General features: G+C 50.3%; 28 protein-coding genes and 1 pseudogene. 7 read left to right on the forward strand and 22 right to left on the reverse strand.

The window, feature by feature from the left end:
* Positions 1-33: 33 nt before the first annotated feature.
* Genes C7E10_RS12010 through C7E10_RS02875 form a run of 4 tightly spaced genes read right to left on the reverse strand, consistent with a single transcriptional unit; the run spans position 34 to position 2,860 of the window.
* The gene (locus tag C7E10_RS12010; protein ID WP_160101801.1) at positions 34-201 is read right to left on the reverse strand and encodes a hypothetical protein; all 168 of its coding nucleotides are present in this window, start codon (positions 199-201) and stop codon (positions 34-36) included.
* A gap of 1 nt (position 202) precedes the next feature.
* Positions 203-886 carry a hypothetical protein gene (locus C7E10_RS02865; protein ID WP_105325865.1) on the reverse strand — a complete coding sequence of 228 codons (684 nt, stop codon included), beginning with the start codon at positions 884-886 and terminating at the stop codon, positions 203-205.
* 16 nt (positions 887-902) lie between these two features.
* The gene (locus C7E10_RS02870) at positions 903-1,568 is read right to left on the reverse strand and encodes an RloB family protein (protein ID WP_105325866.1); all 666 of its coding nucleotides are present in this window, start codon (positions 1,566-1,568) and stop codon (positions 903-905) included.
* Positions 1,562-2,860 carry an AAA family ATPase gene (locus C7E10_RS02875; RefSeq protein WP_105325867.1) on the reverse strand — a complete coding sequence of 433 codons (1,299 nt, stop codon included), beginning with the start codon at positions 2,858-2,860 and terminating at the stop codon, positions 1,562-1,564. The genes C7E10_RS02870 and C7E10_RS02875 overlap by 7 nt, the downstream gene beginning before the upstream one ends.
* Positions 2,861-3,415: 555 nt before the next feature.
* Here C7E10_RS02875 and C7E10_RS12395 point away from each other — a divergent pair.
* A complete protein-coding gene (locus tag C7E10_RS12395; protein ID WP_268802579.1) occupies positions 3,416-3,544 on the forward strand; it encodes a hypothetical protein in 129 nt (42 codons plus the stop codon).
* A 185-nt stretch (positions 3,545-3,729) separates the two neighbouring features.
* A complete protein-coding gene (locus C7E10_RS02880; RefSeq protein ID WP_143038025.1) occupies positions 3,730-4,170 on the forward strand; it encodes a hypothetical protein in 441 nt (146 codons plus the stop codon).
* A gap of 319 nt (positions 4,171-4,489) precedes the next feature.
* Here the strand turns inward: C7E10_RS02880 and C7E10_RS02885 are convergent, their stop codons facing one another.
* Positions 4,490-4,915 (reverse strand): hypothetical protein, encoded by a 426-nt coding sequence (locus tag C7E10_RS02885; protein ID WP_146109040.1) that lies wholly within the window; start codon positions 4,913-4,915, stop codon positions 4,490-4,492.
* 326 nt (positions 4,916-5,241) lie between these two features.
* On the opposite strand from C7E10_RS02885, the gene istA reads away from it, so the two are divergent.
* Positions 5,242-6,438 carry an IS21 family transposase gene (gene istA / locus C7E10_RS02890; RefSeq protein ID WP_200820187.1) on the forward strand — a complete coding sequence of 399 codons (1,197 nt, stop codon included), beginning with the start codon at positions 5,242-5,244 and terminating at the stop codon, positions 6,436-6,438.
* Complete coding sequence (gene istB / locus C7E10_RS02895; RefSeq protein ID WP_105325850.1) at positions 6,431-7,234, forward strand: IS21-like element helper ATPase IstB; 804 nt, start codon at positions 6,431-6,433, stop codon at positions 7,232-7,234. The genes istA and istB overlap by 8 nt, the downstream gene beginning before the upstream one ends.
* Positions 7,235-7,390: 156 nt before the next feature.
* Here the strand turns inward: istB and C7E10_RS02900 are convergent, their stop codons facing one another.
* From C7E10_RS02900 to C7E10_RS02980, 17 genes and pseudogenes are all read right to left on the reverse strand, one after another.
* On the reverse strand, positions 7,391-8,992 hold the full coding sequence (locus tag C7E10_RS02900; RefSeq protein WP_105325869.1) for a terminase large subunit: 1,602 nt from the start codon (positions 8,990-8,992) through the stop codon (positions 7,391-7,393).
* A 77-nt stretch (positions 8,993-9,069) separates the two neighbouring features.
* Positions 9,070-9,513: a DUF7698 family protein gene (locus tag C7E10_RS02905; RefSeq protein ID WP_045172480.1), complete on the reverse strand. Its 444-nt coding sequence runs from the start codon at positions 9,511-9,513 to the stop codon at positions 9,070-9,072.
* Positions 9,514-9,659: 146 nt separating this feature from the next.
* Positions 9,660-9,839 carry a hypothetical protein gene (locus C7E10_RS02910; RefSeq protein ID WP_105325870.1) on the reverse strand — a complete coding sequence of 60 codons (180 nt, stop codon included), beginning with the start codon at positions 9,837-9,839 and terminating at the stop codon, positions 9,660-9,662.
* 172 nt (positions 9,840-10,011) lie between these two features.
* Complete coding sequence (locus tag C7E10_RS02915) at positions 10,012-10,908, reverse strand: amidoligase family protein (protein ID WP_105325871.1); 897 nt, start codon at positions 10,906-10,908, stop codon at positions 10,012-10,014.
* 100 nt (positions 10,909-11,008) lie between these two features.
* Positions 11,009-11,242: a DUF4314 domain-containing protein gene (locus C7E10_RS02920; protein ID WP_105325872.1), complete on the reverse strand. Its 234-nt coding sequence runs from the start codon at positions 11,240-11,242 to the stop codon at positions 11,009-11,011.
* Complete coding sequence (locus C7E10_RS02925; protein ID WP_234997672.1) at positions 11,226-11,885, reverse strand: virulence; 660 nt, start codon at positions 11,883-11,885, stop codon at positions 11,226-11,228. Before C7E10_RS02925 ends, C7E10_RS02920 begins: the two co-directional genes overlap by 17 nt.
* A gap of 235 nt (positions 11,886-12,120) precedes the next feature.
* Positions 12,121-13,377 (reverse strand): site-specific DNA-methyltransferase, encoded by a 1,257-nt coding sequence (locus C7E10_RS02930; protein ID WP_105325873.1) that lies wholly within the window; start codon positions 13,375-13,377, stop codon positions 12,121-12,123.
* Between the two features lie 144 nt (positions 13,378-13,521).
* Positions 13,522-14,049: a P27 family phage terminase small subunit gene (locus tag C7E10_RS02935; RefSeq protein WP_420837393.1), complete on the reverse strand. Its 528-nt coding sequence runs from the start codon at positions 14,047-14,049 to the stop codon at positions 13,522-13,524.
* 162 nt (positions 14,050-14,211) lie between these two features.
* Positions 14,212-14,580: an HNH endonuclease gene (locus C7E10_RS02940; protein WP_105325975.1), complete on the reverse strand. Its 369-nt coding sequence runs from the start codon at positions 14,578-14,580 to the stop codon at positions 14,212-14,214.
* A 110-nt stretch (positions 14,581-14,690) separates the two neighbouring features.
* On the reverse strand, positions 14,691-15,143 hold the full coding sequence (locus C7E10_RS02945; protein ID WP_105325875.1) for a hypothetical protein: 453 nt from the start codon (positions 15,141-15,143) through the stop codon (positions 14,691-14,693).
* A pseudogene (locus C7E10_RS02950) lies at positions 15,140-16,494 on the reverse strand (SNF2-related protein). The gene C7E10_RS02945 and the pseudogene C7E10_RS02950 overlap by 4 nt, the downstream one beginning before the upstream one ends.
* A complete protein-coding gene (locus tag C7E10_RS02955; RefSeq protein ID WP_105325876.1) occupies positions 16,491-16,787 on the reverse strand; it encodes a VRR-NUC domain-containing protein in 297 nt (98 codons plus the stop codon). Before C7E10_RS02955 ends, C7E10_RS02950 begins: the two are co-directional and overlap by 4 nt.
* Positions 16,777-17,340, reverse strand: coding sequence for a hypothetical protein (locus C7E10_RS02960; RefSeq protein WP_200820189.1), 564 nt, complete (start codon positions 17,338-17,340; stop codon positions 16,777-16,779). Before C7E10_RS02960 ends, C7E10_RS02955 begins: the two co-directional genes overlap by 11 nt.
* Before the next feature lie 238 nt (positions 17,341-17,578).
* Positions 17,579-19,846: a DUF3987 domain-containing protein gene (locus C7E10_RS02965; protein ID WP_105325877.1), complete on the reverse strand. Its 2,268-nt coding sequence runs from the start codon at positions 19,844-19,846 to the stop codon at positions 17,579-17,581.
* Entirely contained in the window at positions 19,843-20,262 is a 420-nt protein-coding gene (locus C7E10_RS02970; RefSeq protein WP_105325878.1) for a DUF7768 domain-containing protein, read from the reverse strand. The genes C7E10_RS02965 and C7E10_RS02970 overlap by 4 nt, the downstream gene beginning before the upstream one ends.
* Entirely contained in the window at positions 20,249-21,046 is a 798-nt protein-coding gene (locus C7E10_RS02975) for a phage antirepressor (RefSeq protein WP_105325879.1), read from the reverse strand. The genes C7E10_RS02970 and C7E10_RS02975 overlap by 14 nt, the downstream gene beginning before the upstream one ends.
* A gap of 63 nt (positions 21,047-21,109) precedes the next feature.
* Complete coding sequence (locus tag C7E10_RS02980) at positions 21,110-21,724, reverse strand: RNA polymerase sigma factor (RefSeq protein WP_105325880.1); 615 nt, start codon at positions 21,722-21,724, stop codon at positions 21,110-21,112.
* 563 nt (positions 21,725-22,287) lie between these two features.
* Between C7E10_RS02980 and C7E10_RS02985 the strand changes: the two genes are divergently transcribed.
* The 3 genes from C7E10_RS02985 to C7E10_RS12175 are packed head-to-tail and all read left to right on the forward strand — an operon-like array spanning position 22,288 to position 24,320.
* Positions 22,288-22,929 (forward strand): hypothetical protein, encoded by a 642-nt coding sequence (locus C7E10_RS02985; protein WP_105325881.1) that lies wholly within the window; start codon positions 22,288-22,290, stop codon positions 22,927-22,929.
* A 55-nt stretch (positions 22,930-22,984) separates the two neighbouring features.
* Positions 22,985-23,353, forward strand: a complete 369-nt coding sequence (locus tag C7E10_RS12170; RefSeq protein WP_105325519.1) for a transposase — start codon at positions 22,985-22,987, stop codon at positions 23,351-23,353.
* Complete coding sequence (locus C7E10_RS12175) at positions 23,304-24,320, forward strand: IS3 family transposase (RefSeq protein ID WP_200820170.1); 1,017 nt, start codon at positions 23,304-23,306, stop codon at positions 24,318-24,320. Before C7E10_RS12170 ends, C7E10_RS12175 begins: the two co-directional genes overlap by 50 nt.
* Positions 24,321-24,460 lie beyond the last annotated feature (140 nt).

The following is a 24,460-nucleotide window of genomic DNA, read 5'->3' on the forward strand; positions in this document are numbered from 1 at the left end:
CTTGACAAACGTGCCACTATACNGCGCTGCCACTCAGCCATCGGGAACGTCCCGCCAGCAGAGCGCTACTTCCCGGCACTGCTGCTCAATGCTGCAATGTCTGCTGCCTGATACATTTAGAAATTCATCGATTTTGGTCTTGACAAACGTGCCACTATAGGCAAAGAACTGAGAATCATCTGAGACGGCATAGGATTCCATGTTATTGATCTCCTTTCGTTTTAAAATACTTCAGCAATTTATCGTAAGACATTTTGTTGTATTCATTAAAGCATTTGCAATCATCATCACATTTTCTAATTACTAAGGGAATGGAGTACCCTAACTCTCTTAGTTTATTTCTAATTTCATGATATGCATCTTCAAATAAATTTGTATGCTGAGCGGGTAACCGTTCCAAAATAATATACTGTAAAGCACTAAAATCCTGAAAAGGAACGTGATGAAAGGTAATGTTTTGACCAAAATTACCCTTTACAAATCCTTGTGCTAAATCTTCTACAGTCAAGAAATAACGTTGTTCTGGCCTCATCCCTTTTTTCCAATATGCTGCATTGCTTTTTGTTATAAAGATTTTATTTTTCAGTTCCTGATTAAGAAGCATCTTTAGATCAAAGACAAACGTTACAGGCCCATATTTATTTCTATTATGAGCGCGCTTATGAATATCGACAGAATCAAAAAACAAATCATCATAGACATCAAAGCTTTTGTCTGTTTCATCTGTATATTGATCAGTCTTATTCAATGACAAAGAGTCAAGGTATTGTCTTGAACAAATGCCTTTTGCTTGAAGGAAGGATAGGCTTGTAAGCACAGTATCTGCATGAAAGAGTTGATCTACATCGTGTTTTTTCAAAATTGAAACAATTTTTCTCTGATCCATAGATATCCCTTCCTTTTCATATTTTTTCTTTTTCCTTTAAATATTTAAAGAGAAACTCCTCGAACACCTTATACACTTCCGTACTAGGGGTAAAAGAAACAGTATGTGGGCGTAAGCCGGAGTCCAAGCAATGTTGCTCCAATATCTTGGCATTTTTAACTGCGATGGCTGTTTTGCCTTGCAAATATTCTTTATAAACGTCTTGGCTTTTGCTATATCCTTTAAAATACTTTTTGAGCTCGTCCAAGATTTCCTTGCTGGAATTATAGTTTCGGGTCGATGCAGAAAAGTGGCATAAAAACCACTTTTCAAAACAAGGATTGGAAACAATCAACATGATATTAACGCCTTTTTTATTCGCTGCTCTCTTTGCCTTTTTAACTTCCAAATCTGCTGCTTTTAGTTGAGTATCTTTTGAAGGATTGAAATCAGCATCTACAAGACAAACGGCCAGATCACCAGGTTGTAAATCATGTTCAGTTATGGCTTGCTCCAAATTAGCTAACAATTGAATCGGTGATGTGTCATTCCCCTCAATCGTTCTTACAGTAACCTTATCTCCTGTAAAGTTCTGAAAATAAGTTGTTTCTGTTTTATTGTTGCCTTCTGCACCAATGAGAAGCGTATGTTTTGTTGCCCGTTTCTCTGAGTTTCTATTTTTCTTACGATATCCTCTTACCAAAAGATTTCACCATCCCCAATTTCCGGAACAGCCCCATATCTTCCCAGGTAATAGCCGTTGCGTACATCTGCCTTATTACGCACAGCAAATTCATCCAGAGAATATAATTCCGATTCCCCTGTCTTTTGATTTTTATCTGCAAAATAGATTTCATCTCTTCTGGTGATTTTCAAGGACAGAAGATCCGTTGTTTGCGTTGTTATAATTAATTGTGCGTGGTTTTTATTAATTTCTGGATCATTAAAGAGTTTAATCAAATAAATAACCAGCATAGTATGTAAACTGGCATCGAATTCATCGAAGCAGAGAATATTCCCCTCATCAAAAGCCTTTTTCAGCAAAGGACTCATGACGAAAAGGCGCTGCGTCCCTTGAGATTCTTCAAAGGATGGGAGTTTGTATTCTTTTACACTGCCATCAGGATTTTGAATTTGGTGGATCATATTAATTTCATAGGATTTACTCACTTGAGGCAATGGTTCCTGAGACAAGGCTGCTCGCACATGAGGTGGTAATTTCTTTAATATTTCCAGCGTATCAATATCTTTACTTTTAAATTCGTAGTCAGAAACGTTAATATCCGCTTCTTTTAATATTTTACGAATGAACTTATGCAGTTCTAAAACGCCTTCTTTTTCTTCAAAAATGGGACCATCTTCATGTAATAAGCGATTGTAATCAGTAGAGTCATAGATATTAATACGATTGAACCATAAACATGGATCTTTAGTCCATTTACTGTTCCAGGATGTAGCAGTTGCTAAAAATAATTTATTATCAGTATTTTTTTCAATGAGAGGTTTCAGTTCCTTACGAGTTTCAGAATTAGTAAAATGGTATTGATCTTTTTTCTTTTCAGAATCATAAATACGTTCAAAGATAACCGCTGCCCTACTTGTGCGATAATGATAGAGATACTCTTTTACAATGCGTTCTCTAGTAGCGGAAAAGCCATAGACATATTTCATTCCATTTTGCAAAAATACAAATTCAAAAGAAGATGGTTGATCTTGTGTTGTTTTTGAGAATAAAAAAGGTTCAATTGCAATCAAAGGTTCTCCCACCTGACGATTATTGGATTGTCGTACCAGATGGATAGCAGTATCCATTGCCCGTAAAAGGTTCGTTTTGCCGGACGCATTAGCCCCAAAAATACAGGCATTCTGCAACACACGATTCTTCCCAGAGACATAGACATGCTCTTCATGCTGATGATCCTTGGACGCTTCCATAGAAAGGACCGCCTCGTTTTTAAAGGATCTGTAATTGGAAACACTAAATTGTAATAACATAGCCCCTCACCACTCTTTACTCCTTTTGTTACCTGTAGTATATCACAAAAAGTAAGATTTTGAAATTAAACTTAAAATTTTGCGTGTTAAATTCGTTTTTGCGATTTATATTTCATAAATTGGTGCTGAATACGGCGGGATTGAATTCAATCAATTAGATGAGTTAGGTCCATATATTCGGCGCAGGCGGGTCGATCAGGACGATCGACCCCTACGATATTTAGCTTACGGTCGGAGTCGACCGGCGTTACGGTCACACATCCGACCTTCGGGGGCGGGCTCATCAACGGATGAACCCCTACGATGATATGCCTGCATCGATGGTTGGGTGTTCTATCGTAGGGGCGCCGCGGCGCTGCGCCCGCCGTCGCGGTCTGATACCTGGGAACGGTCTCCCCTTACGGGTAGACCCTACGGAGAAACGGTGAATGATACGTTTCAACTGTTAAATATATTACAATTTCTGTTGACTTTTCTAATTTTTTGATATAATTTTCTTATCGGATATTTCTTATTACAAACTACTGAAAAATTCCTAGCATTGGAGTGATACCCTTGTTGCCCATCAACTCCCGGGACCATCGTCCCTGGCTGCATGTTTCCCGTGTGGCTGCTTCCATTCTGCATTCCACCTTTACCCGCTTCAAGTACAACCATTTCGAGGATTCCTATCGCCCACTGTAACCTGTGTAAGGAAGTTGAACGCTTCCCTGTGCACAGGCTGTCTCTGCACCCTTTTGGGTATCAGCGCGATTGGGATCCTGTTTTTTATTTTCTGAAACCGTTTCAATGAAAACCAGGAGCCGCAGCCCCTGGCTTTTTTATGCCCTTTTTTGGGTATTCCCTATCAACGAAAGGAGTATTTGATTATGACACAACGCCGTATGCTGACCAGAGATATCATCTGCAGTTCCCATTTCATGAAGCTGCCCATCAAGTCCCAGTTCCTGTACATCCACCTGGTAATGGATGCGGATGACGATGGCTTCATTGCCAATCCCCAGGCCGTGGCCATGATTACCCGGACCTCCAAACGGGATCTGAATGAACTGGTGAAGCAGCGATACCTTTATATATTCTCCAGCGGTGTGGGACTGATCCGGCACTGGAAACTGCACAATCACATCCGGGCTGACCGCTACCGGGCGACGATATACACGGAAAAGAACCAGGTGTACGAGTCGGATGCCAAAACCTGGGAACTCATCGAGGAATATGAGCTGCCGGACCGCCCACCGAAAAAACCATTGGAAAGGAAAATGGAAGCACAGATAAGGAACCAGTGGGAGGAGGAAGAAATCCCTTTCTGATCGGCGAATGACTGGCTGACAGGCTGGTATGTCATTCCGGATGACAAAACGGTATGCCAAACGGGATGGCAGGCAGGGTGTCAATGGGTATGCCACTTGGGCGGCTTTCTGGTATGTCGCTTTGGGTGACGCAGGTTAGGATAGGATAAAGAGATTAAATAAAATAATTTAGTGCAGCCTAAGAAAAGGAAAGGATAAGATCTACTGTACGACTGTTATCTTACTTGGGGTGACCTCCAACGCCGTAGGGGCCGTCCTTCTGGTTGGCCCGCAATCGCAAGCTGCATAAAGAAAGCAGGGCCGCAGCCCTGCTTGTCCTTTACAACACTCCATTCAATTTTCCCAGTTCCCGGATCTGCTCCACCGATACTTTCGTAATGCGGGCGATGGTCTCCATAGGGATCTTTTCCCGCAGCATGCCGAGGATGTTGCTGTTGCGTTCCTGCTGGATGCCTTCGTTGCGGCCTTCCGCAAGACCTTGTTGCAGACCTTGTTCCAAACCCTCTGCTCTACCTTTTTCCGCATATTTCCTGGCAAGGCCTCTGCCATAACCGCACATAGTTTCCGCCTCCTTCTCCATCTCCACCGTCATGGGGATCCCATATTCCTGTTCCAGGATCTTTTTCTTCGTACCGGGACGGGTTTCCGGAGATAACAGGACTCCCAATAACCGGAGAATGTCCTTCTCCCTTCGTTCCGTTTCTCCCAGACAGACCATAATCACCGTCGCCATGTCATAATTCAATTTTTGTAAGGGCTCAACACTGTCCCTCATTCGACACATTCGACAGGAAAGGAGCTTTTGTTAAGGCCGGACTATAATTGACCCAAAGGGCCGGAAAAAAATGACCCACCTCATACCAAAATGGATTACCATAATAAGTGAGCAAACTTGTTAGGGGGTAGTCCAAAATGATAGGAAGTGGGCTTATTATGATAANTGTTAAGGCCGGACTATAATTGACCCAAAGGGCCGGAAAAAAATGACCCACCTCATACCAAAATGGATTACCATAATAAGTGAGCAAACTTGTTAGGGGGTAGTCCAAAATGATAGGAAGTGGGCTTATTATGATAATACGCGATAGTGCAAGAAAAGGCAAGAGCGCATATGCTATCGGTAAAGAGCAGAATATTTCCAAGAACACGGCCAAGAAGTATATGCAAGTAGGTACTCTGCCGGAGCCACCTCATAAGCGCGGTTCCATTCTGGATCCCTTTAAGCCGCAGGTCAACCAGATGATGCACGATGGCATATTCAACTGCGTCGTCATCCTGGAGACCTTGCAACAGATGGGTTACACCGGTGGGAAGACCATCATCAAGGATTATGTCCACGTTTTTCGTCCGCCAAAGGCCATCCCGGCTGTGCCACGGTATGAAACCAGACCTGGAAAGCAGGCCCAGATGGATTGGGGAATCTGCCAGTATTTGGGCACAGATGGCGAATTCCACAAAGTTCCAGCTTTCGTCATGACTCTGGGATACTCTCGGACCCGATACGTGGAATTCACAAAACGTTGTGACCTCAAAAGCCTGGAACGCTGCATCCTGAACGCTTTTGAATATTTTGGCGGAGTCCCTGATGTCGTGCTGACAGATAACATGAAGACAGTTGTCCTGAAGCACGAGGCCGGGAAGACTATCTTCCTTCCCGCTTTCGAAAGCTTCTGTGCCGATATGGGCTTCAAGCCTTCCACCTGCAAGGTACGTCGGCCCCAGACAAAAGGGAAGGTAGAACGTTCTGTCCGCTATCTCAAAGAAAACTTCCTGCCCGGAAGACGTTTCACCGATCTGTACGACCTGAACCGCCAGGCTCTTCAATGGTGCCAGCATGTGAACGGCAAAAAGCATGGGACTACAGGGAAAATCCCTCTGCAGGAATTGACTGCAGAGCATCTGAACCCTCTCCCGCCCCAGGAGCTGCGCAACCGTTACCGCTGGGAAGACAGGCGGATTTCCAAGGATGGATTCGTCAGCTTCGACGGCCATCTCTATGGTGTGGATTGGCACTACAGCGGCAGAGAAGCCCAGGTCCGGCTGTACCAGAACCATGTGCAGGTATACGTAGATAACCTTCCTGTAGCAGATATACCGCTCTCTGAAGTAAAGGGATATTATGTTCCGCAACAGGCGCAATACAGCGGATTGGAGGCCAAGGAGGGCATTGCTTACCCTCGAACGGCAGGAATCCAGATGAAAGAAGATGTGGTAAAGCGTCCTCTGGCCCTTTACGACAGGCTGATGGAGGTGGTATCCAATGCTTGAAGTGGAGCATGCCAGGAAGCTCCTGGCTGAATTCAATATGCCGGAGGCAGCCTGCCAGCTGGATGCTCTTCTGGAAACGGCCACTGCAAAAGACTCGACTTTTATTTCGTTTCTCGACCAGCTCCTGAGCTTTCAGCAGAAGGAACGAACTGAGAAAGCCATCCGGAAAAGGATGAAAGCTGCACGGATCCCGACCGTGAAGACACTGGAGGAATTCGATTTTTCGTTCCAGCCCAGCCTGAATCCGAAACAGCTCCAGGAACTGCGTACACTTGCTTTTGTGGAACGAGGTGAAAATCTGATCCTGCTGGGACCGCCGGGAGTCGGCAAGACGCATCTGGCCACCGCGTTTGCGGTAGAAGCCCTGCACCACGGCAAAACCGCATACTTCATTACGCTAGCCCATCTTATTGAAGATCTGGAAAAACGACGGGAAAAAGGACTGCTGTCCAGGCGCTGCAAATTTTACGCCCGGCCAGATATCCTGGTGATAGATGAAGTTGGCTATATGCAGCTGAGCCGGCAGCAGGCAGAATTGCTGTTCCAGATTGTCTGCGCCCGCTATGAGCGGGGTACTATAATTATGACCAGCAACAAGTATTTCAGTGACTGGGGTGAACTCATGAGCGATTCAGTGATTGCGACTGCTATCCTGGACCGATTGCTGTACCATGCTCATGTGATAAATATTAGAGGTGAGAGCTACCGCTTGAAAGATCGTCTGCGTGTAGGCTTGAATCCGGCCGTCCCCCAGCCCGGCCTTGGGAAAACCGGCTTTAAGGACTTCCGGCCCTAAGGCAGAAGAAACATTGAATTTACCGTTTTATTGGGTCACTTTTAACCGGCCAAATGGGTCAAATTGAACCCGGCCTTGACAAATGATTTATTACTGGAACACGAACGAAATCAATTTCTAAACGTAAGCCCTACTCACAACGAGCAGGGCTTTTCTCTATACAAAAAGCAGTCCCCGGGAATCGTAGACGCTTTCGTGAGCATTGTTCCCACACCGAATGGCCCGATCCAGGCCCATGATGGTGGCAATGGCCCCGTCTATCTTTTCCGTGGACTTTTCCTTATCCGCCTTGATGTTTCCGGCCGGATCCCTCCGGATGTAGATGTTATCCATCATCCATCGAAGGACTGGATGCCCTCCATGAGCAATTCGCTGCTCCAGCGTGAGCTTCATAAGCTCCTTGGTAGGAGGGCTCATGTCCTTGAATCCCTGTCCGAAGGGAACTACGGTAAAGCCCATCCCCTCCAGGTTCTGAACCATCTGTACCGCGCCCCATCGGTCAAAGGCGATTTCCTGGATATTGAACCGTTCACCCAACTTCTCGATGAACTTTTCAATATACCCGTAGTGGATGACATTGCCTTCGGTTGTCTGGATGAATCCCTGCTGGGCCCAGATGTCATACATCACATGGTCCCGCTTTACCCGAAGGGGCAGGGTTTCTTCTGGCAGCCAGAAGTACGGCAGGATGCAGTACTTGTCCTGGTCGTCCAAAGGAGGGAACACCAGCACGAAGGCGGTAATGTCCGTGGTGCTGGAAAGGTCCAGGCCGCCGTAGCAGATCCGTCCTTCCAGATCCTCCTCCCTCACCGGGAAAGCACAGGCATCCCACTTGTCCATAGGCATCCACCGAACAGACTGCTTCACCCATTGGTTCAGCCGCAGCTGACGGAACACATTCTCTTCGCTGGGTGTCTCTTTGGCCGATTCACAGGCCGCCTTCACTTTGTCGATCCCTACCGTGATTCCAAGGGATGGGTTGGCCTTCTTCCACACTTTCGGGTCGGTCCAGTCATCCTGTTCCGCAGCCCCGTAGATGACAGGGTAAAACGTGGGGTCATGCTTCCGCCCTTCCAGGATGTCCATGGCCTTCTGATGGACTTCATAGCAGATGCTGTGGGTATCCGTCCCGGCTGTGGTAATGAGGAAATACAGTGGCTGCATCCGGGCATCCCCGGAGCCTTTGGTCATTACATCAAAAAGCTCTCGGTTGGGCTGGGTATGGAGTTCATCAAAGACCACTCCGTGGATGTTGAATCCATGCTTGGAATAGGCTTCTGCCGAAAGGACCTGGTAGAAGCTGTTGGTGGGCCGGAACACCATCCGTTTCTGGGATGCCAGGATCTTGACCCGCTTGCTGAGAGCCGGGCACATCCGGACCATGTCGGCCGCCACTTCAAAAACGATGGAGGCCTGCTGCCGATCTGCTGCACAGCCATAGACTTCGGCCCCTTCTTCCCCGTCCCCGCAGCAGAGCAGGAGTGCCACAGCTGCGGCCAGCTCACTTTTCCCCTGCTTCTTGGGGATCTCGATATAGGCTGTGTTGAACTGCCGGTAGCCATTGGGCTTTATGGTACCGAACAGATCCCGGATGATCTGTTCCTGCCAGTCGATGAGCTCGAAGGGATGGCCCGCCCAGGTTCCCTTGGTGTGGCACAGGCTCTCAATAAAGGCTACCGCATAATCCGCCAGTTCCTTATTGTAGGTGGACGTTTTGGCTTTGAATTTTGTGGGCTTGTACTTTTTGAGTTTCCGCATAGGGCTCCCTCCTTTCTTTTTACTGGGTATAAGAAAAGGAGCCCGGAGGCTCCTTGGTTCTTGCTGTCCCCCGTTCCTCAAAGGCTGAAGAGGAAGGCGGGGATTCTTTCGTATTCGTTGCTCATGAATTTCTGGCCGGATCCGTAGATTTCGGTCATCCCTTTCAATTTGCAGCCCAGCTGGGTAAATTGCCAGGCTACCTGGACGGCGCTGGACCAGGTGGAGGAAAAAGTGAATTCTTTCACCCCAAATTCCCGGAACACTTTGAGGATCTTTTCCGGTTCCTGGTAGGTTCCGGAAAGGTCCAGGAGGCTGTTGCCGTGCTTTTTCATGTCGCTGTAAAGCCGCATCATGTTCCCGAAGTCTTCCCCTTCTGCCTGGACTTCCTTCACCAGTTCCTGGTAGGCATCCCGGCAGGCCTGCATGGTCTGGGCATCCCCAACCTTTTCTGCTGCATCGAACTTCTTTTCCAGTTCCTCGCTGCGCCCGTAGAGTTTTTCCATCATTTCCATCTTTGTCATTTTGTTTTCCTCCTTGTGGTTGTGTGCTTTGCCTTTTGGCATGTACATATATCACTCTAAAAGCAGATAATAGCAAGCAAATTCTGTGTATTTATTCATTTTTTCTGGAACAGGGGCCTTTGCTTGGCCCCTGCCCTTCCCCTGTTTTACCGGAACTCGATGGTCAGCATTCCGTTTCCCATCCACCAGGTACTTTCTTCATTCGGGTCTTCTAAAAAGGCTTTCTTGGCTTCCCGGATCATTTTGTTCACGTCGGCCTCTCCGTACATTTCACAGGCTGCTTTCTTACTGATTTTCTTGGCGTCCAGGGTAATGATCGTTCTCATGGGTATTTCCTCGCTTTCATGTGCTTTTTGCTTTTGGGGGCTGTCCCCTTTGGCATGTCTATTAATCACTCTAAAGGCACATAATAGCAAGCGAATTCTGTGTATTTATGCAAGTATACAAGAAAGAAGAACAGGGCCTTACGGCCCCTTCCCCTGCCTGTGGCTACCGCCTTCAGGCGGCGTTTCTCCAGGCGGAATTCCCGGTGAGGTGTTTCAGCATGTGGAGCCGGCAGGTCTTGAATTCTTCCCCGATAAGCCCCAGCCGGAGCATCCAGCACCGGAAGGCGTATTTCTCGTTGTCCGTCTCCGTCTTTCTGGCGGAGGCTTTCTTCTGGGTCAGTGCCTGATGGGCCACCGCCAGACAGAACTGGATGTATGCCTTGATTTCCCCGGCGTGGAGGGTGCCGTTGAAAAGCCGGAATTCCACCGTCCCTTTGGTGAAGGTGGCGTGGAGGTTGAGCCCGTGGTACCGGCTGTTGTTGTAATGTTCATCCCGACCAAAGGGTGCCTGGATGTACCAGATGTCGGCAAATTCTGCCATGGTTCGGGGCTGCTTCTTGTTCAGTTCCCAGAGGAAGGTTTCATCTGTCTTCTGGCAGTATCTGGCTTCCCGGAGGGCGTCGATCTGGAGGGCATGGTAGATCATATCTTCCTTGCTGGCCACCAGGTTTACCAGGTTCCGCAGGGTTTTCGGGGTGAACTTCTCGGCTCCCACATGGATGTGAATCCCGCAGGAGGTGTTCACCAGGGCCCCGGCTTTTCTCAGGGTCCGTACCAGTTCCTGCAGCTTCGGGATGTCGTCGTAGGAAAGGATGGGGCTTACCACTTCCGTCCGGTAGTCCCGGGTGGCGCCCTCGATCTGGCCGCCCACCTTTCTCTGAGGTCGGATGCTGGAGTCGCTCATGGCTTTCCAGGTCCGTCCTTGGTTATCCATGGCGGTGTAGGTATCGTAGGCTCCGCCTTCATAGGTGCCCCGTCCTGTTCCGAAGAAACCGGCCATCAGGTTGGCAGCCTTTTCTCTCGTAATCCCCGTCATTTCCATTTCAATCCCGAAGTGCAGTGTTTTCATCCTTCTCGTCATCCTTTCGCTAGGTTTGTGTGTTCTTTGGCATGTGTATATATCACTCTAAACGCACAGAATAGCAAGGAATTTTGAGAATAATTATTAATTATTTCGTGTCTTTATTCAGTTTTTGCACCTCATCCACCCCATGGATCACATTAAGGTGGGATCCGTTGTCCCAAACCACCAGGAGGGACCCTATATCATCTACGCCGGTCACCGTGCCTTTCGTACCCAAAGGCGGTGCCTGGGGATCGTCCATCCGGGTAAGGCGTACCCGGGTTCCGGGAGGGTATTCCTGCTGTAGAAATTCCAGCAGCTCTTTATTGGGAAACCGCATCTTTTTTCCCTCCGTTCCGGAAGGCCGCTGACCCACTGAGCTTTTCCAGCAGGATCTTTCGGCAGTCCTTGTATTCCTTCCCGATAAAGCCCAGGCGCAGGAGGAAACACCGGAAGGCGTATTTCTCGTTGGGGACTTCATGTTCTTTGGCCGTGACCCGTTTGGCGTTCTTGGCAAACTGGCACAGGCCCTTCACCAGTCTGGAGTAGGCTTGGACCTTGGCGCCGTCCGCTTCGTGGAACCAGGGGAAGTTGATTTTCCCTTCGCTGCGGATGATGGTCAGGTCATCCGTCCCCAGGGCCTTTTTGAAAAGGCCGGCTTTAGAGGCCACCAGGTTCTGAAGTTTCTCGAAGTCTTCTTCCGTGAAATCGTCCGGAAAGGAAATGGTGAGGGTGTCGACTTTCTCAGGAGTTTTTTCCGGTTCCTGGGCTGTTTCAGGTTCCGTCCCTTCTTCCAGTTCAGCCGTTTCCTGGGAAAGTTCTGGTTCCGGGTTTGCATCCGGTTTTGCCGTTTCCTTTACGGGTTCTTGTTCCGGAGTTTCTTCCGTTGCTGCCTGTTCTGCAGCCGTTTCTTCTGGCTTGAATCCTCTGGCTTCCAGTTCTTTTACCACCTTCTGGAACAGTTCTCCGTCTTCACATTCCATGGCACCGTTTTTCCACACCATAATGCTGCCGATCCGGTAAGCCTTGGTGGGAAGAAAAAGTTACTTTGCCTTTTCTCCCGTAATGGCGCTGATGGCCTGGACCAGTTCTTTTCTCGCTGCACCTTGTCTGTTGTATTCGACCTTCATGATTGGTACCTCCTTAGGGTATTTTGGTACTGTTATTAATCACTCTAAAGGCGAATAATAGCAAGCAAAATGTAGCCCTTTTTGTTCTTTATTTTTCTCCGCCCACAACTTCCTGGTAGGTGTATGTTTTCCCATTTCGCAGGACGGTCACGCTGTCCTGCTCCCCTTCGTGAGAAGCCAGGTACCGCTTCACCGCCACATCTACGAACTTGGGTTCCAGCTCCACCCCATAACAGATCCGGCCCAGCTGGTCGCAGGCCATGAGGGTGGAAGCAGACCCCAGGAATCCGTCCAGCACCACCCCGTTGATCTGGCTGCTCAGCTTGATCAGATAGGCCAGCATGGGCACCGGCTTACTGGAGGGGTGCCCGAAACCGTCCTCTTTGCTGTTCTTGATCCCGTCAAACTCAAAGACTGCTTTCTGTTTCTGGTCCCCGTACCAGTTGTGTTTTCCGTCTTTCCGCCACCCGAAGATAATGGGTTCCATGTTAAACTTCCAGTCAGTGCGCATGAACGGGGCTTTGGGCTTCTTCCAGATGAGCCCGGCTCCCACTTTGAATCCGGCATCTTCGAATGCGTCATAAAAGACCCGGGCCTTCATGGTGGCGTAGAACACATAGATAGAGGCATCCCCGGCCATGGCATCGTGGAAGCAGGTGAATGCTTTCTTCAGGAATTCGTACCCTTCCTGGTCGTTCAGGTCATCGTTCTTGATCTTCCCGGAGGTGCTCCGAAGGTTGACCAGGTACGGGGGATCCGTCAGGACCAGATTGGGTTTGGTGTCCCTCAGCAGTTCCGTGTACGATTCCGGTTTGGTGGAATCCCCGCACAGGACCCGGTGCTTGCCCAGCTGCCAGAGGTCCCCGGCTTTGGAGAATACCGGCTTCTGCAGTTCTTCTTCCACGTTGAAGTCGTCTTCCTTGGCTTCCGTTTCTTCATCGAAGATGTGGGCGATTTCGTCCTCGCTAAAGCCCGTGAGGCTCACATCGAAGTCCGCTCCCTGGAGGGCTTCGATTTCCACCCGCAGCATTTCTTCGTCCCATCCGGCATCCAGGGCCATCCGGTTATCGGCCAGGATATAGGCTTTCTTCTGGGCTTCGGTAAGGTAATCCACCAGAACGCAGGGTACTTCCTTGATGCCTTCTTCCCGGGCTGCCATCACCCGGCCGTGGCCGGCGATGATGTTCTTGTCCTTATCGATGATCACCGGATTGATGAACCCGAATTCTCGGAGGCTGGCCCGGAGCTTGTTGATCTGTTCCGGAGAATGGGTCCGGGCATTATTCACATAGGGGATCAGCTCATCGATGGGGATGAGCTTCATCTCTTTGGTTGTTTTCTCCATGCCATGTTTCTCCTTATAATCGCGGCAAGCCCCCTGCGGGCACCGTCCAGGTCCCCACAAAGGGCTTGTCCTCGTAATGTTTTGATCTGCTGTTTGGTGAGGGAATATCCCCTCAGCCGGGAAATGAATTCTCTTGCTGTCATGCTATACCTTCCTTGACCGCAGCAGCCGCTCCATCACGTCATCCTGGGGCGTATTGCCGGAGAATTCCACAGAGCAGTTTTCCTTCACCACCTGGTAGATCTGGTACCAGATCTGATTCACCTGCTTCATGTAGTTCTGGCTCATGGTTACGTATGGGGAAGCGATAGCCGCATTGGTGGTAGGGTGCTTGGCCAGAAAGCCATATTCCGAAATGGCGTGTTCGCACTGGATCCACCGGGACACGGCCATAGCGTACTGGCTGATGAGCTGGGGGCTGATCAGCTTCTCGCAGTGCCTTGCCTTCAGCCACAGCCAGGTTTCCCGATAGATTTCTTCCGCTTCCAGCTTTCCCCCGTTCCGCTGCTTCTCCTTCATGTAGGCTTTGGGTTCCGGCATATCCTCTCCGGAAAGGTCCGCCCCTTCTGGCAGGTCCATCACCTTCAGCGGCCGTTTCCCCGGATTGTCCGGCAGTTTGTCCAGCAGGGCTCTGGGTTTCCGGCCCTGGCCCACCCGCAATCCCCCTCGCATGGTTCCGTCTTTAGCTATTTTTCACACCCCCATTCCACCGGGTCAATACCCTTTTTGAAAACGCGTTTTTTGCGCGCGTGACCCCTCGCCCGTTCTGGGTTTGCGGACTTTCAGAGATTCATACTCCCCCTGGGTATAGAACTTTGTTTCAGATTTTACATTTTAAAATTCCACTTTTTTATGCCACCTGTCTCCCCGTTTGGCATGGATCCGGGCATGGCAGGCTTTGCATAAAGCAATCAGGTTGTTCCAGTCGTGGGTCCCGCCTTCCGCCAGAGGCTTCTTGTGGTGAACCTCTTCCGCCACCACGTACCGGCCGTTCTTGAGACACAGTTCACAGAGAGGATGGCTGGCCACGTAGGCATCCCGGATCTTCTTCCAGGTCCTGCCGTACCGTTTCTTCGTACCGGGACTCCGCTCATACTTTTCGTACCGCTTGTCCATGATCTTCTGGTGCTTCTCACAGTACCGACCGTCCGTCAGGTTCGGGCAGCCTGGGAAGGAACAGGGGCGTTTGGGTTTTCTCGGCACAGCTGCCACCTCCTTTCGGGCATGAAAAAAGCCCTGCAGATTGCTCTGCAAGGCTTGTCTTTATTCCCTTTTCTCGTGATTCTATCATACCACGAAGGGCCTGTTGAATTCTAGTGTTCCGCTACTGTATTTTCCTGCAATTTCCTGCACTCCTCCAAAATTTTTTCAACGGCTGCCACGCCATCACTGTGGACGGCATAGACCCACCGGATCCCTTTGCCCATACTCCGGGCGATGTCCTCCCAGGCATCGAAGTGGATGTACCGGTCCCGGAGGACCAGCCGCTGGGCTTCGTCTTCCACCCGGTCGATGACCTGGCCGATCTCATACTTCAGGTCCACCAGCCGGTCCACTTCCTGGTTGATCTCCTGCTCTCTCTCCCAGATCTTCTCGATGGTCCGGACAAAGGGAGCTTCCGTAGGCCGGTTGGGGTTGTGGCTTTCTTCCAGCCCGGCTGCGGAGATTCCCAGGCACAAGTGCCGGAGCTCAGCTACCTCCCGCAGGTTGCTCTCTATTTTCTTATCCAGGTAGAATCCCTGTTGCAAGTACTCTTTCGCGTTCATGCTTTTCCCTCCAAATCCGCTTTGACGGCTTCGATGAGAGCCGCCTGGGAACTGTCCTTCTTCTCCAGGGCCTTCAGGATCCGTTCATCGATGGTGCCTTTCGTCACAATGTGCTGGACGATGACGGTTCGGCTCTCCTGCCCTTGCCTCCAAAGCCGGGCCACCGTCTGCTGGTAGAGTTCCAAACTCCAGGTAAGCCCGAACCAGATCAGGATGGACCCGCCCTGCTGCAGGTTGAGGCCGTGGCCGGCAGAAGCCGGATGGATCAGGGCCACCGGGATCTTCCCGGCGTTCCAGTCGGCAAAGTCCCTGCTCTCCTTCAGCTCCCTGGCTTCCATCCGTTCCTGGATCCTTTCTCTGTCGTGCCGGAACCAGTAGGCCACTAGCACCGGCCGGCCATTGGCGCTTTCCACCAGGTCTTCCAGGGCATCCAGCTTTCGGTCGTGAAGATGGATGGTTTTCCCATCATCGGTGTAGATGGCTCCATTGGCCATCTGGGATAACTTCAACGTCAGGGAAGCCGCATTGGCGGCGGTCACCTCTCCTCCCGGCAGTTCCATTACCAGGGATTTTTTGAAGTCCTGATACCGCTTCCGTTCCGCTTCTGAAAGATTCACTTCCGTCCGGACGCTTACCAGATCCGGCATCTTCAGATAGTCCGTGGCCTTCATGGAAACGGTGATGTCCGAAATCTTTTTGTAAATGGCGTCCTCCGCTCCCGGCAGGGGCTTGTAGGAAAACACCACCATCCCGTTCCGCTTGTCCGGCTGGAAGTAGGTGTTCCGGTACTGGCTGATATATTTTCCGAGCCGTTCTCCCATGTCCAGAAGCCGGAACTCCGCCCACAGGTCCATGAGACCATTCCCGCTGGGAGTCCCTGTGAGACCTACAATCCGCTTCACCTTGGGCCGCAGGGCCTTCATGGCTTTAAACCGCTGGGCCTGCTGATTCTTGAAAGAAGACAGTTCATCCAGGACCACCATGTCAAAATCCCGCTTGCAGTTCTTACAAAGCCACACCAGGTTCTCCCGGTTCACGATATAAAGATCTGCCGACTTTTGAAGTGCCCGCCGCCTTTCCGCCACGGACCCCACGACCACGCTGCAGGTCAGGTCCTTCAGGTGGTCCCACTTCCGGATTTCTTCCGGCCATGTATCTCTCGCTACTCTGAGGGGGGCCACGATCAAAACCCGGTGGATCTCGAAGGAGTCAAACATCAGGTCATTAATAGCCGTCAAGGTTGTCACTGTCTTGCCGAACCTAAGCCCATATCCAGCAAGAGAGCCGTCACCGGGTGGGTCTTGATGTACTCGATGGCGTATTTCTGGTACGCATGGGGTATGAACTTCATTGGGCATCACCTCCTTCCGCAATTTGCTGCAGCAGCCCTGGGATGTCTTCCAGAGAATCCAGGACGAACACCTGGAACCCCATCTCCCGCAGCATGGCATGTCGGCTCACCTGCAGCAGCCGTGGTTTCTTCCCTGGTGCCTTCACTTCCACAAATCCCATCACTCCATGGGGCAAGAGGACCAGCCGATCCGGCATACCGGAAAACGATGGAGAAACGAACTTCACAGCCAGTCCGCCTTTCTTCCTCGTTTCCGTCACCAGCTTCAGTTCTATTTGCTTTTCACTCTTCATGATTCACCTCCGGTATCGGGTCAACAAGATTAAATGCGGCATAGGCAGCGGAGAGGAAGTTTGTAATAGGCTTCTCCTTATAGTTCCAGACGAGCTGGCCGCGGCACTTTACGCCGAGATGTTTTGGATTGCGGCGGCTGCGTCCAATGAGAATCTGCTCTCCGTGATAAGTGAGACGCCAGCCATGCGAGGTCTGCTCCCATTTGCGTCCTGGAAAACTGCGTTTCCGTTTGGAACGGTTCCGCATAAACCGTTCCCGTTCCCTGGCGGCAAGGATATCCCCTTCCATGACTCCGGCGCAGATGCAGCCAACGGCTACATCCTCAAAGTAGTCAGGATGCCCCATCACATGCACAAACCGTACCTTCCTGCAGCCGCAGAGCTCACAGGTGTGAAGCGGCGCCTCCATGTCATCTTCTCGTACATCATAAACTTCCTGGCAATGCCATCCTGAGAGCGGTGCTCCCCATTCGCGTAATATTTTCTGGCAGCGGGCAAAATAACTTTTGTCCTTTCCGTCATCAGCCATTTTTTCCTCTGATTCATCACCCATAGTGTTAAAACCCCCGTATTTTCTGGCTTCCCGGGTTTTGTCCGTTTTGTCTGTTTTGTCCCTAAATAAATATTTTTATGTTTTTTAGTAGAATAATATATAGAGTAAGTAAGTAAGTACTTTTTACTTTTTATAAGGTTTTGGACAAAAAGGACAATACCCTTAAACCCGCATGCTGCCTTCCTCCAGCTGTCCCAGAAAAGCAAGGACAAGCTCTGGACAAAAGGACAGAACCCAGTCAATGCTCCTTCAACCAGGGGTTGATGGCATATATTGGGAGTGGCGGTCTGCCTGTGCCTGAGTATTTCTGCGGTTTTTGCATGATGTACCCGTAATCCTCAAGGAAGTCCAGAACCGGCTGGATGCTGTCCACAGTCTTAAACCTCCGGCACATGCGCATAGCTTCCCGCCTGTCAAAGGCGGTGAGACGCTGCTCCCTGATTTTCTGGAGGATCAGGTTCCCGTTCTCGTACATGTCATTTTCCGGCAGGACGGAATAGGCGGCCTGTGCATGATTGAGATAATATTTCCCAAGGCGTATCGCATCCGACATGGTTTTCCCGGTGACGGACAAGGCATCCTGCACCATAAGAAAGTCATGGCTTTGGTAAACGGAAGCTCTGCAAAGGAGTCCGGACAGGCGCAGTACATTGCCGACAAGCTTTCCGGCCCAGTCAGCCATTTCTGCATAGTCGTTTGTGAGCTTCGGCTCCAGCCAGTTTGCGAATGCTTCAAGCTCCCTGTCCGCTTCCGGAGAGAGTGTGATGGTCTGCGGTTTTTCCGGATACTCATCTTCCAGGAGATTCACCACAAGCTGTTCATAGCCGCGGTAGGTTTCGTCCGTCACAGCTTTACTCCGATACTTTCTTTTTCCCACTGACGAGACTGGCATGCTGTACAGGAACCTCGCCGTAAGACCGCGTCCCCGGAATGTGGTGTTGCTCAATACGGATGAGACCACGTTCGGCTGTGCCATCAGGAGGATCGTCAGCGCCGGATCCATAATGCTTTCACTCTCGCGCCCGATACGGTCCACTCGGATCGTATCTCCGGAGTACCCCTTCAGCATGACATCGATATTGACCGTCTTCGTATAGATACCGGAGAGGGTGTCGAAGATACCTCCTTCACTGGAAATGAGAGCTGCATGGCCGTGATTTTTGGCAATGACGGCTACCAGTTTTTCAGTGGTGATGTCGTCCACATAAAGCTGCATGGGGCTTACTTCCTCAAAGTCAGCGGCCTCCTGTGCGATACGTTTCAGTTCTTCCGGTTCGGCATTTCCCTTGGCGACCTTGTCTTCGAGTGCCTTCTGCCTGCGTTCCAGGACACGTTTCTGCATCTTCCCGGCCTCCACCGTGGCGGCATTTTGCTTGTTATACTCGGTCTCGTAATCGTTGACCGGCTGCAGCATGAGATGCAGGACGGATGACTTTCTTTCGGACGGCGGGGCAATCACAATCACATACGTGTTGAGCGGCTCCACCCAGCCAGGTTTTCCCTGGATCCGGTATTTCTTCTGCAGACAGGTCGAAAGTACGGAAAGTACGATGCTCCCCGCCATATCCACAGGTGTCTGTGTGCTTTCCGCTACGGCCCTCACATAATCAGCAATCGGCTGCGGCAGCGCATCGACCGGGAAGGGAGCCATTGTGAAACGTGATAATGGCAGGGGCTCGCTCCATCCGGGATAGGGATTGTTGTATTCCTGCGGACTGACATACCCTTCGCTTTGCTGGATTTTGTTCCGGAAGAACTTCAGAGCACTTTTCCAGATGGTGTCCAGCTCTTTTTCCGGAAGCCGCGGTTCGCAATTCTCAGCCCGTTCCAGATAGGCTTTATAGGCCTTGTCCGTATCTCCATACCGCTTCAGCACCCGGCCGGCAAAGTGGGACATGGCATTGTTGCGGCTGCCTTCCGGGATAGAGTTCCCGGTATAGAAAGGAGGTTCTGTCTGGCTGGGTTCTGCAGGTTCCAGCCCGGCCAGGAATTCTGTGATAGTCTTCTCCCCTTCCTGCCAGAAGATTTCTTCCGGCACCACTTCCGTGCCATAGAGGAACCGGGCTGCATCCAGAGCCTGGGCGTCGAAGAAGGGAAACTCTTCCCGGATCCCCTGCTTCAGGGCCGTATAGGCTTTTTCGTCCTGCACTTCGGTGATGGGAAAATACACATGGAACCGGGGCCGGGCTTTCCGGGCTTCCTTGGCTTTCCCGCTATTCCGGGACGGGACGATGGCCACAGCCACGTTTGGCAGCATGGCAAGGAGCTTTTCTCCCGTCACCCACTCCTTCGGATTTTCCGTATGATCATTGTCGCAGTCCATCACTGCCACATCGGAAGCCAGGAAGTTATCCCGGCTCCGGTAGTTGTCCTTATAGGCCGCACAAACGTGGTCGAAAGCAGCAGCCGTCCCCAGTTCCCTGCTGCTTGTGATGACTGCTTTATTAGGATATATGGCATTTCGTTCGTTGCCGGTACAGTCAGCCGTGTAAATCGTAAATCTCATTTTTCTGCCTCCTCGAGGGTTTCGTTAAAGAATCTCAGCCGATAGTTCTTCCATCTGGCCCGCCGAATCTCCGCATCCATGCCAGGAGATATGGTATCCCCGAATACCCACACTTCCCGGCAAAGGCCCATCAGGATGTTGCCGAAATGGAGCCCTGCCTCCCGTTCCTTTGGATCCCGGTCATCCAGGAACTGAGGAAAGAGGAGATGCGGAGCCAAGGGCAAGTACCCTTCTTCGAAGGCAAAGCGGCAGTACCGCCTTGCTGCCAGGATGTTTTTATCCGTTGCCCCGGAATACGGGGAACAGATATATACGAGAGGCCGGTAAGCCCGGAGTGCCTTCCGCTGGGCTTCGACAGCACTGAGGGCTCTCTGCGGAGTAGGATCCTGATAATGCTCCTGGTTAAATTTCTCCACTGTCGCCACGCCCCTTTTCGATAAGCGGATAGTTGCCTTCAGACGTCATCAGCTGATAAATAAACAGTCGTCCCTTCTGGGTCCAGTACATATAAGTGCGGTTATGGGGAATGCCATAGCTATCGGGAACACTGTATGTCTTGGTGCTGGTGTACCCCATGGGAGCGTATTTCTGGTAGAGCAGCCATATTTTTCCCTGCTTGTACTGGATTCCGTGTTCATGGAGCCAGTTATTCATATGCCGGGCAGACCATCCATAATCCTTTGCAATGACCGAAGTCGGAACCAGATCTTTGCATTGGAGGACCAGATCATAGTAGCTTGCCTTCGGCTGGAGTTCTGCGATCTGCTGCTTCTGAGCAGCTGCCAAAAGTTCCATGGATTCACGCCGTTCCCGTTCTTCCTTGAGCTTAGTAAAGACTGCAATGGCAAGGTCCGGATTATCAAGGATGGCTTCCGCAGCATACAGACCGGATCGGCGGATAGAAGGAATGACTTTGTGTGTTACCCATCTTTTAAATGCCCTGGCCTCAGGTTTCCGGCTGCTGAGAATCAGGGTGTAGAGTCCCGGCTCATTTACAACACGTTTTTTCGGATTGCCAGGAATACCCTCGGTTAAAACTAGGGTATTCTTTTCATCGTCATCCAGCCTCGAAAGGGCATCGCTGGGGTTGGCAATGCCAAGGATGCGGCACACATCGGCGGCTACGAACCATGGCTCGCCGTCCACAACAGCCGTCCGCACATCCATCCCGTTATAGATGAAGTCTTTTGTTGTAGTCATTTTGATGACCTCCTTGAAAATAAGTTTGGAATTGTTTTCCTATTCATTAGCCAGGAGAACCCGTCAAATCTGACGGTTTCCAAAAAATTCCTGTAATTTTTTCTTTGCCCGCTTCAGCTTCTGGGTGATATTGTTTTCATTGGCACCGGTTCTGGCAGCATATGCCCGGATGGATTCCCCATCGATATAGACAGCAATGACAGCCTCTGCCCATTCCGGTTTCTTGGCCAATGCGATCCTGATGGTTTGCTGGGTTTCTTCATCGCTGGCTTCGCGATCCCGTTCCACTTCATCCCGGCTCACAAGACTCATATCCGGCATTGCCTTTCCATTCCGTTTGCATCCACTCCCGGCAACTGCACAGCCACAGGTGTCTGAAGCATCTTCGATGGGATTCATCAGGTTGTTTTCTTCTTCATCCCGTCCCTGATAATCCGGGAATTCACTTCTTCTGCGGTGCTCCCTGTGCCAATCATTGTAGAGGGGTTTGTTGAAGTCTTCGTTCATGATTTCCTGGGCACTGCGCCGGGTTACGGGTTCGCCTTCCGGTGCAGCCTGTTTTCTCAGTTCGTAATCTCTCTCGACCATGATTTGGCATTCTTCCTCCGTCACCTCCACTGCCGTGGTCAGCGGCGCTTTGGATTCATCCAATCCGTAGTATTTGACTGTGATTTTCACTTTTGGCGTCCTTTCCGTCCGTGCCAGAAGACGAAAGGATGCCAAAAAAGACCTGCGGGGAAAGTCCCCACAGGTCCCAGAGTGCCAAAATGACGCACGGGAACAAACGGTGGGGGCATTTCCAGTCCTGCCCACCGCATCACTGCGGTGATTCAGAACTGTCTATGCATCCCATCGTCCTCATGCGCATCTCGGACAACAGAGATTTTTTTGTTATGGGTGCCTGAGCACTCATATGGAAGCAGGACTGCCTGCTGCCGTATCAATGTTCAGACTATCCGTCCAGCTTTTGGAATACCCGCTTGCTGGTCGGTCATAATGAAATCGAACTTACTGATTGCAGATTATATTTCTGCATTTGCGGTATTCAGATTCACAGCCACACAGAAAATTCCACACATGCATGGTATAATGTTAGAAAACCAGTAGTCACACTTCCTTCCACCTCCCGTCTTCAATTTCTGATTTCATCCTATTCTTGATAAGGTTACTGTCAATCCGTAGTCCGGGTGGTTAAGGTTACTAACGATACTTAAGCTTACTTTTTTTCAGGAGGTACTGTTATGCCCTCACAAAACAACTTCCACGTTCCCCATTTATGCGGTGGTATCCTGTTCAATCTTTTACTGGAAACAAGAAAAACACGCGGAAAAATCCGTGACAGGGCACATGGCGGAACAGACGGTCTTTCTGATTTGGATGTATATATAGGACTTGTAAATGTTGTAGCTGGCAATGACTGGAAAGATGTTGACGGGACAACAAAAAATAAATGTGTATCTAACTATAAAAGGTGCGTGGACAGCACAGGTTCATATGTTCCTTTTACTGATGAGGTTTTTAGGAAAGCCTTCGATTCGGAATACAATAAAAAAAGCCCTGCCCTCCTTGAAAGGATGGCAAGGTTCATAGAACAGTATTTGAGTCTTGAAAAGTGCAAGTGGCTTGGCAAAGCATTGATTGAAATCATGCAAAAAGACCCTTCAATCAATGATGATGCCGAAATTGCTGTAGACTTTGGACAAAATATTTCTGTAAAAAAACTGCATGAGGCAAAGAACATTCACTTTTTGCCTTTTTTCCTAAGCGTACTGCATTACGTAATCGATAATTGCCCTGACTGCGAATCCGGGCGGTCCACCTTTGAAACCTGGTATTGCCAAGTTGGTCCGAAAGCGCCATGGTATAATGGAACTATGAATTAAGACAACTTCGAAACTATTTCTTAATGTGAATCTCGTGGTATACTGGAGGCGATCAATGAAAAAGGAGATAATCATCATGTCACGCACGCGCCGTCATTTCACGTCGAAATTCAAATCCGATCTCGTCATCGAGCTGCTCAAGGGTGAGAAAGACCTCAACACGCTGGCGGCTGAGAACGAAATCCTGCCGAACCTCTTGCGGAACTGGAAGAACGAGTTTCTCAGCAAGGCAAGCATCATATTCGATGATTCCAGAGAGGACAACCTCAATCAAAAACTCGAGACCGAGCGGAAGGAGAAAGCCTCCTATGCCCGCAAAGTTGGCCAACTCACCATGCAGGTGGATTGGTTGAAAAAAAAATCTGAGGAAATTCTTGGACCGGACTACGAGAAACAGTATTCTCCAAAACCTTTCGAGGAGTGAGTGCAAGGAGCTTTCCCTTCGGAAAGCAGCAAAGCTGCTCGGCGTCAACCGCACAAGCCAATACTACCACCCCAAAGAGAACACTCCATCAGATGAAGAGCTGGAATGCAAGCGCATCATCGATCGTTTCCACACGGACAATCCTGCCTGGGGCGCAAGGCAGCTGGCCTCGCAGCTGCAGCGCCTCGGGCATCAGGCCGGACGACGCAAGACAGCTCGCTATATGCGCGAGATGGGCATCGACGTCATCTATCCGAAGATGAACCTTTCCAAGCGGCAGCAACAAGCGCAGGTGATGCCCTACCTGCTGAAGCATGTGGATATTCAGCAGCCTAACCAGGCATGGTCCATCGACATCACCTACATTCCCCTGGAGCACGGTTTCGTTTATCTGACAGCCATCATCGACTGGTACAGCCGCTGCATTGTTGGCTGGGAGGTGGACGATACCCTGGACACCCGGATGGTCATTGCCGCCGTAAGGAAGGCGCTCCGTATAGCAAAGCCGCAGATTCTCAACTCCGACCAAGGATGCCAGTTCACCAGCAAGGAGTACNGCTGCATTGTTGGCTGGGAGGTGGACGATACCCTGGACACCCGGATGGTCATTGCCGCCGTAAGGAAGGCGCTCCGTATAGCAAAGCCGCAGATTCTCAACTCCGACCAAGGATGCCAGTTCACCAGCAAGGAGTACAAGGCTTTCCTCAAGGAACACAAGATCCGCCAGAGCATGGATGGCAAGAGCCGCTGGGCCGACAACATCAAGATTGAGCGGTGGTTCCGGACATTCAAGTATGAGGAAGCCTATCTCACGCAGTACCGCAACATCCGGGAGGCTCGCAAGGCCATCCGCAACTACATCAACGTGTATAACTTCCAGCGCTGCCACTCAGCCATCGGGAACGTCCCGCCAGCAGAGCGCTACTTCCCGGCACTGCTGCTCAATGCTGCAATGTCTGCTGCCTGATACATTTAGAAATTCATCGATTTTGGTCTTGACAAACGTGCCACTATATNGCGCTGCCACTCAGCCATCGGGAACGTCCCGCCAGCAGAGCGCTACTTCCCGGCACTGCTGCTCAATGCTGCAATGTCTGCTGCCTGATA

Source organism: Acidaminococcus hominis (genome assembly GCF_900291475.1).
Lineage (GTDB): Bacteria > Bacillota > Negativicutes > Acidaminococcales > Acidaminococcaceae > Acidaminococcus > Acidaminococcus hominis.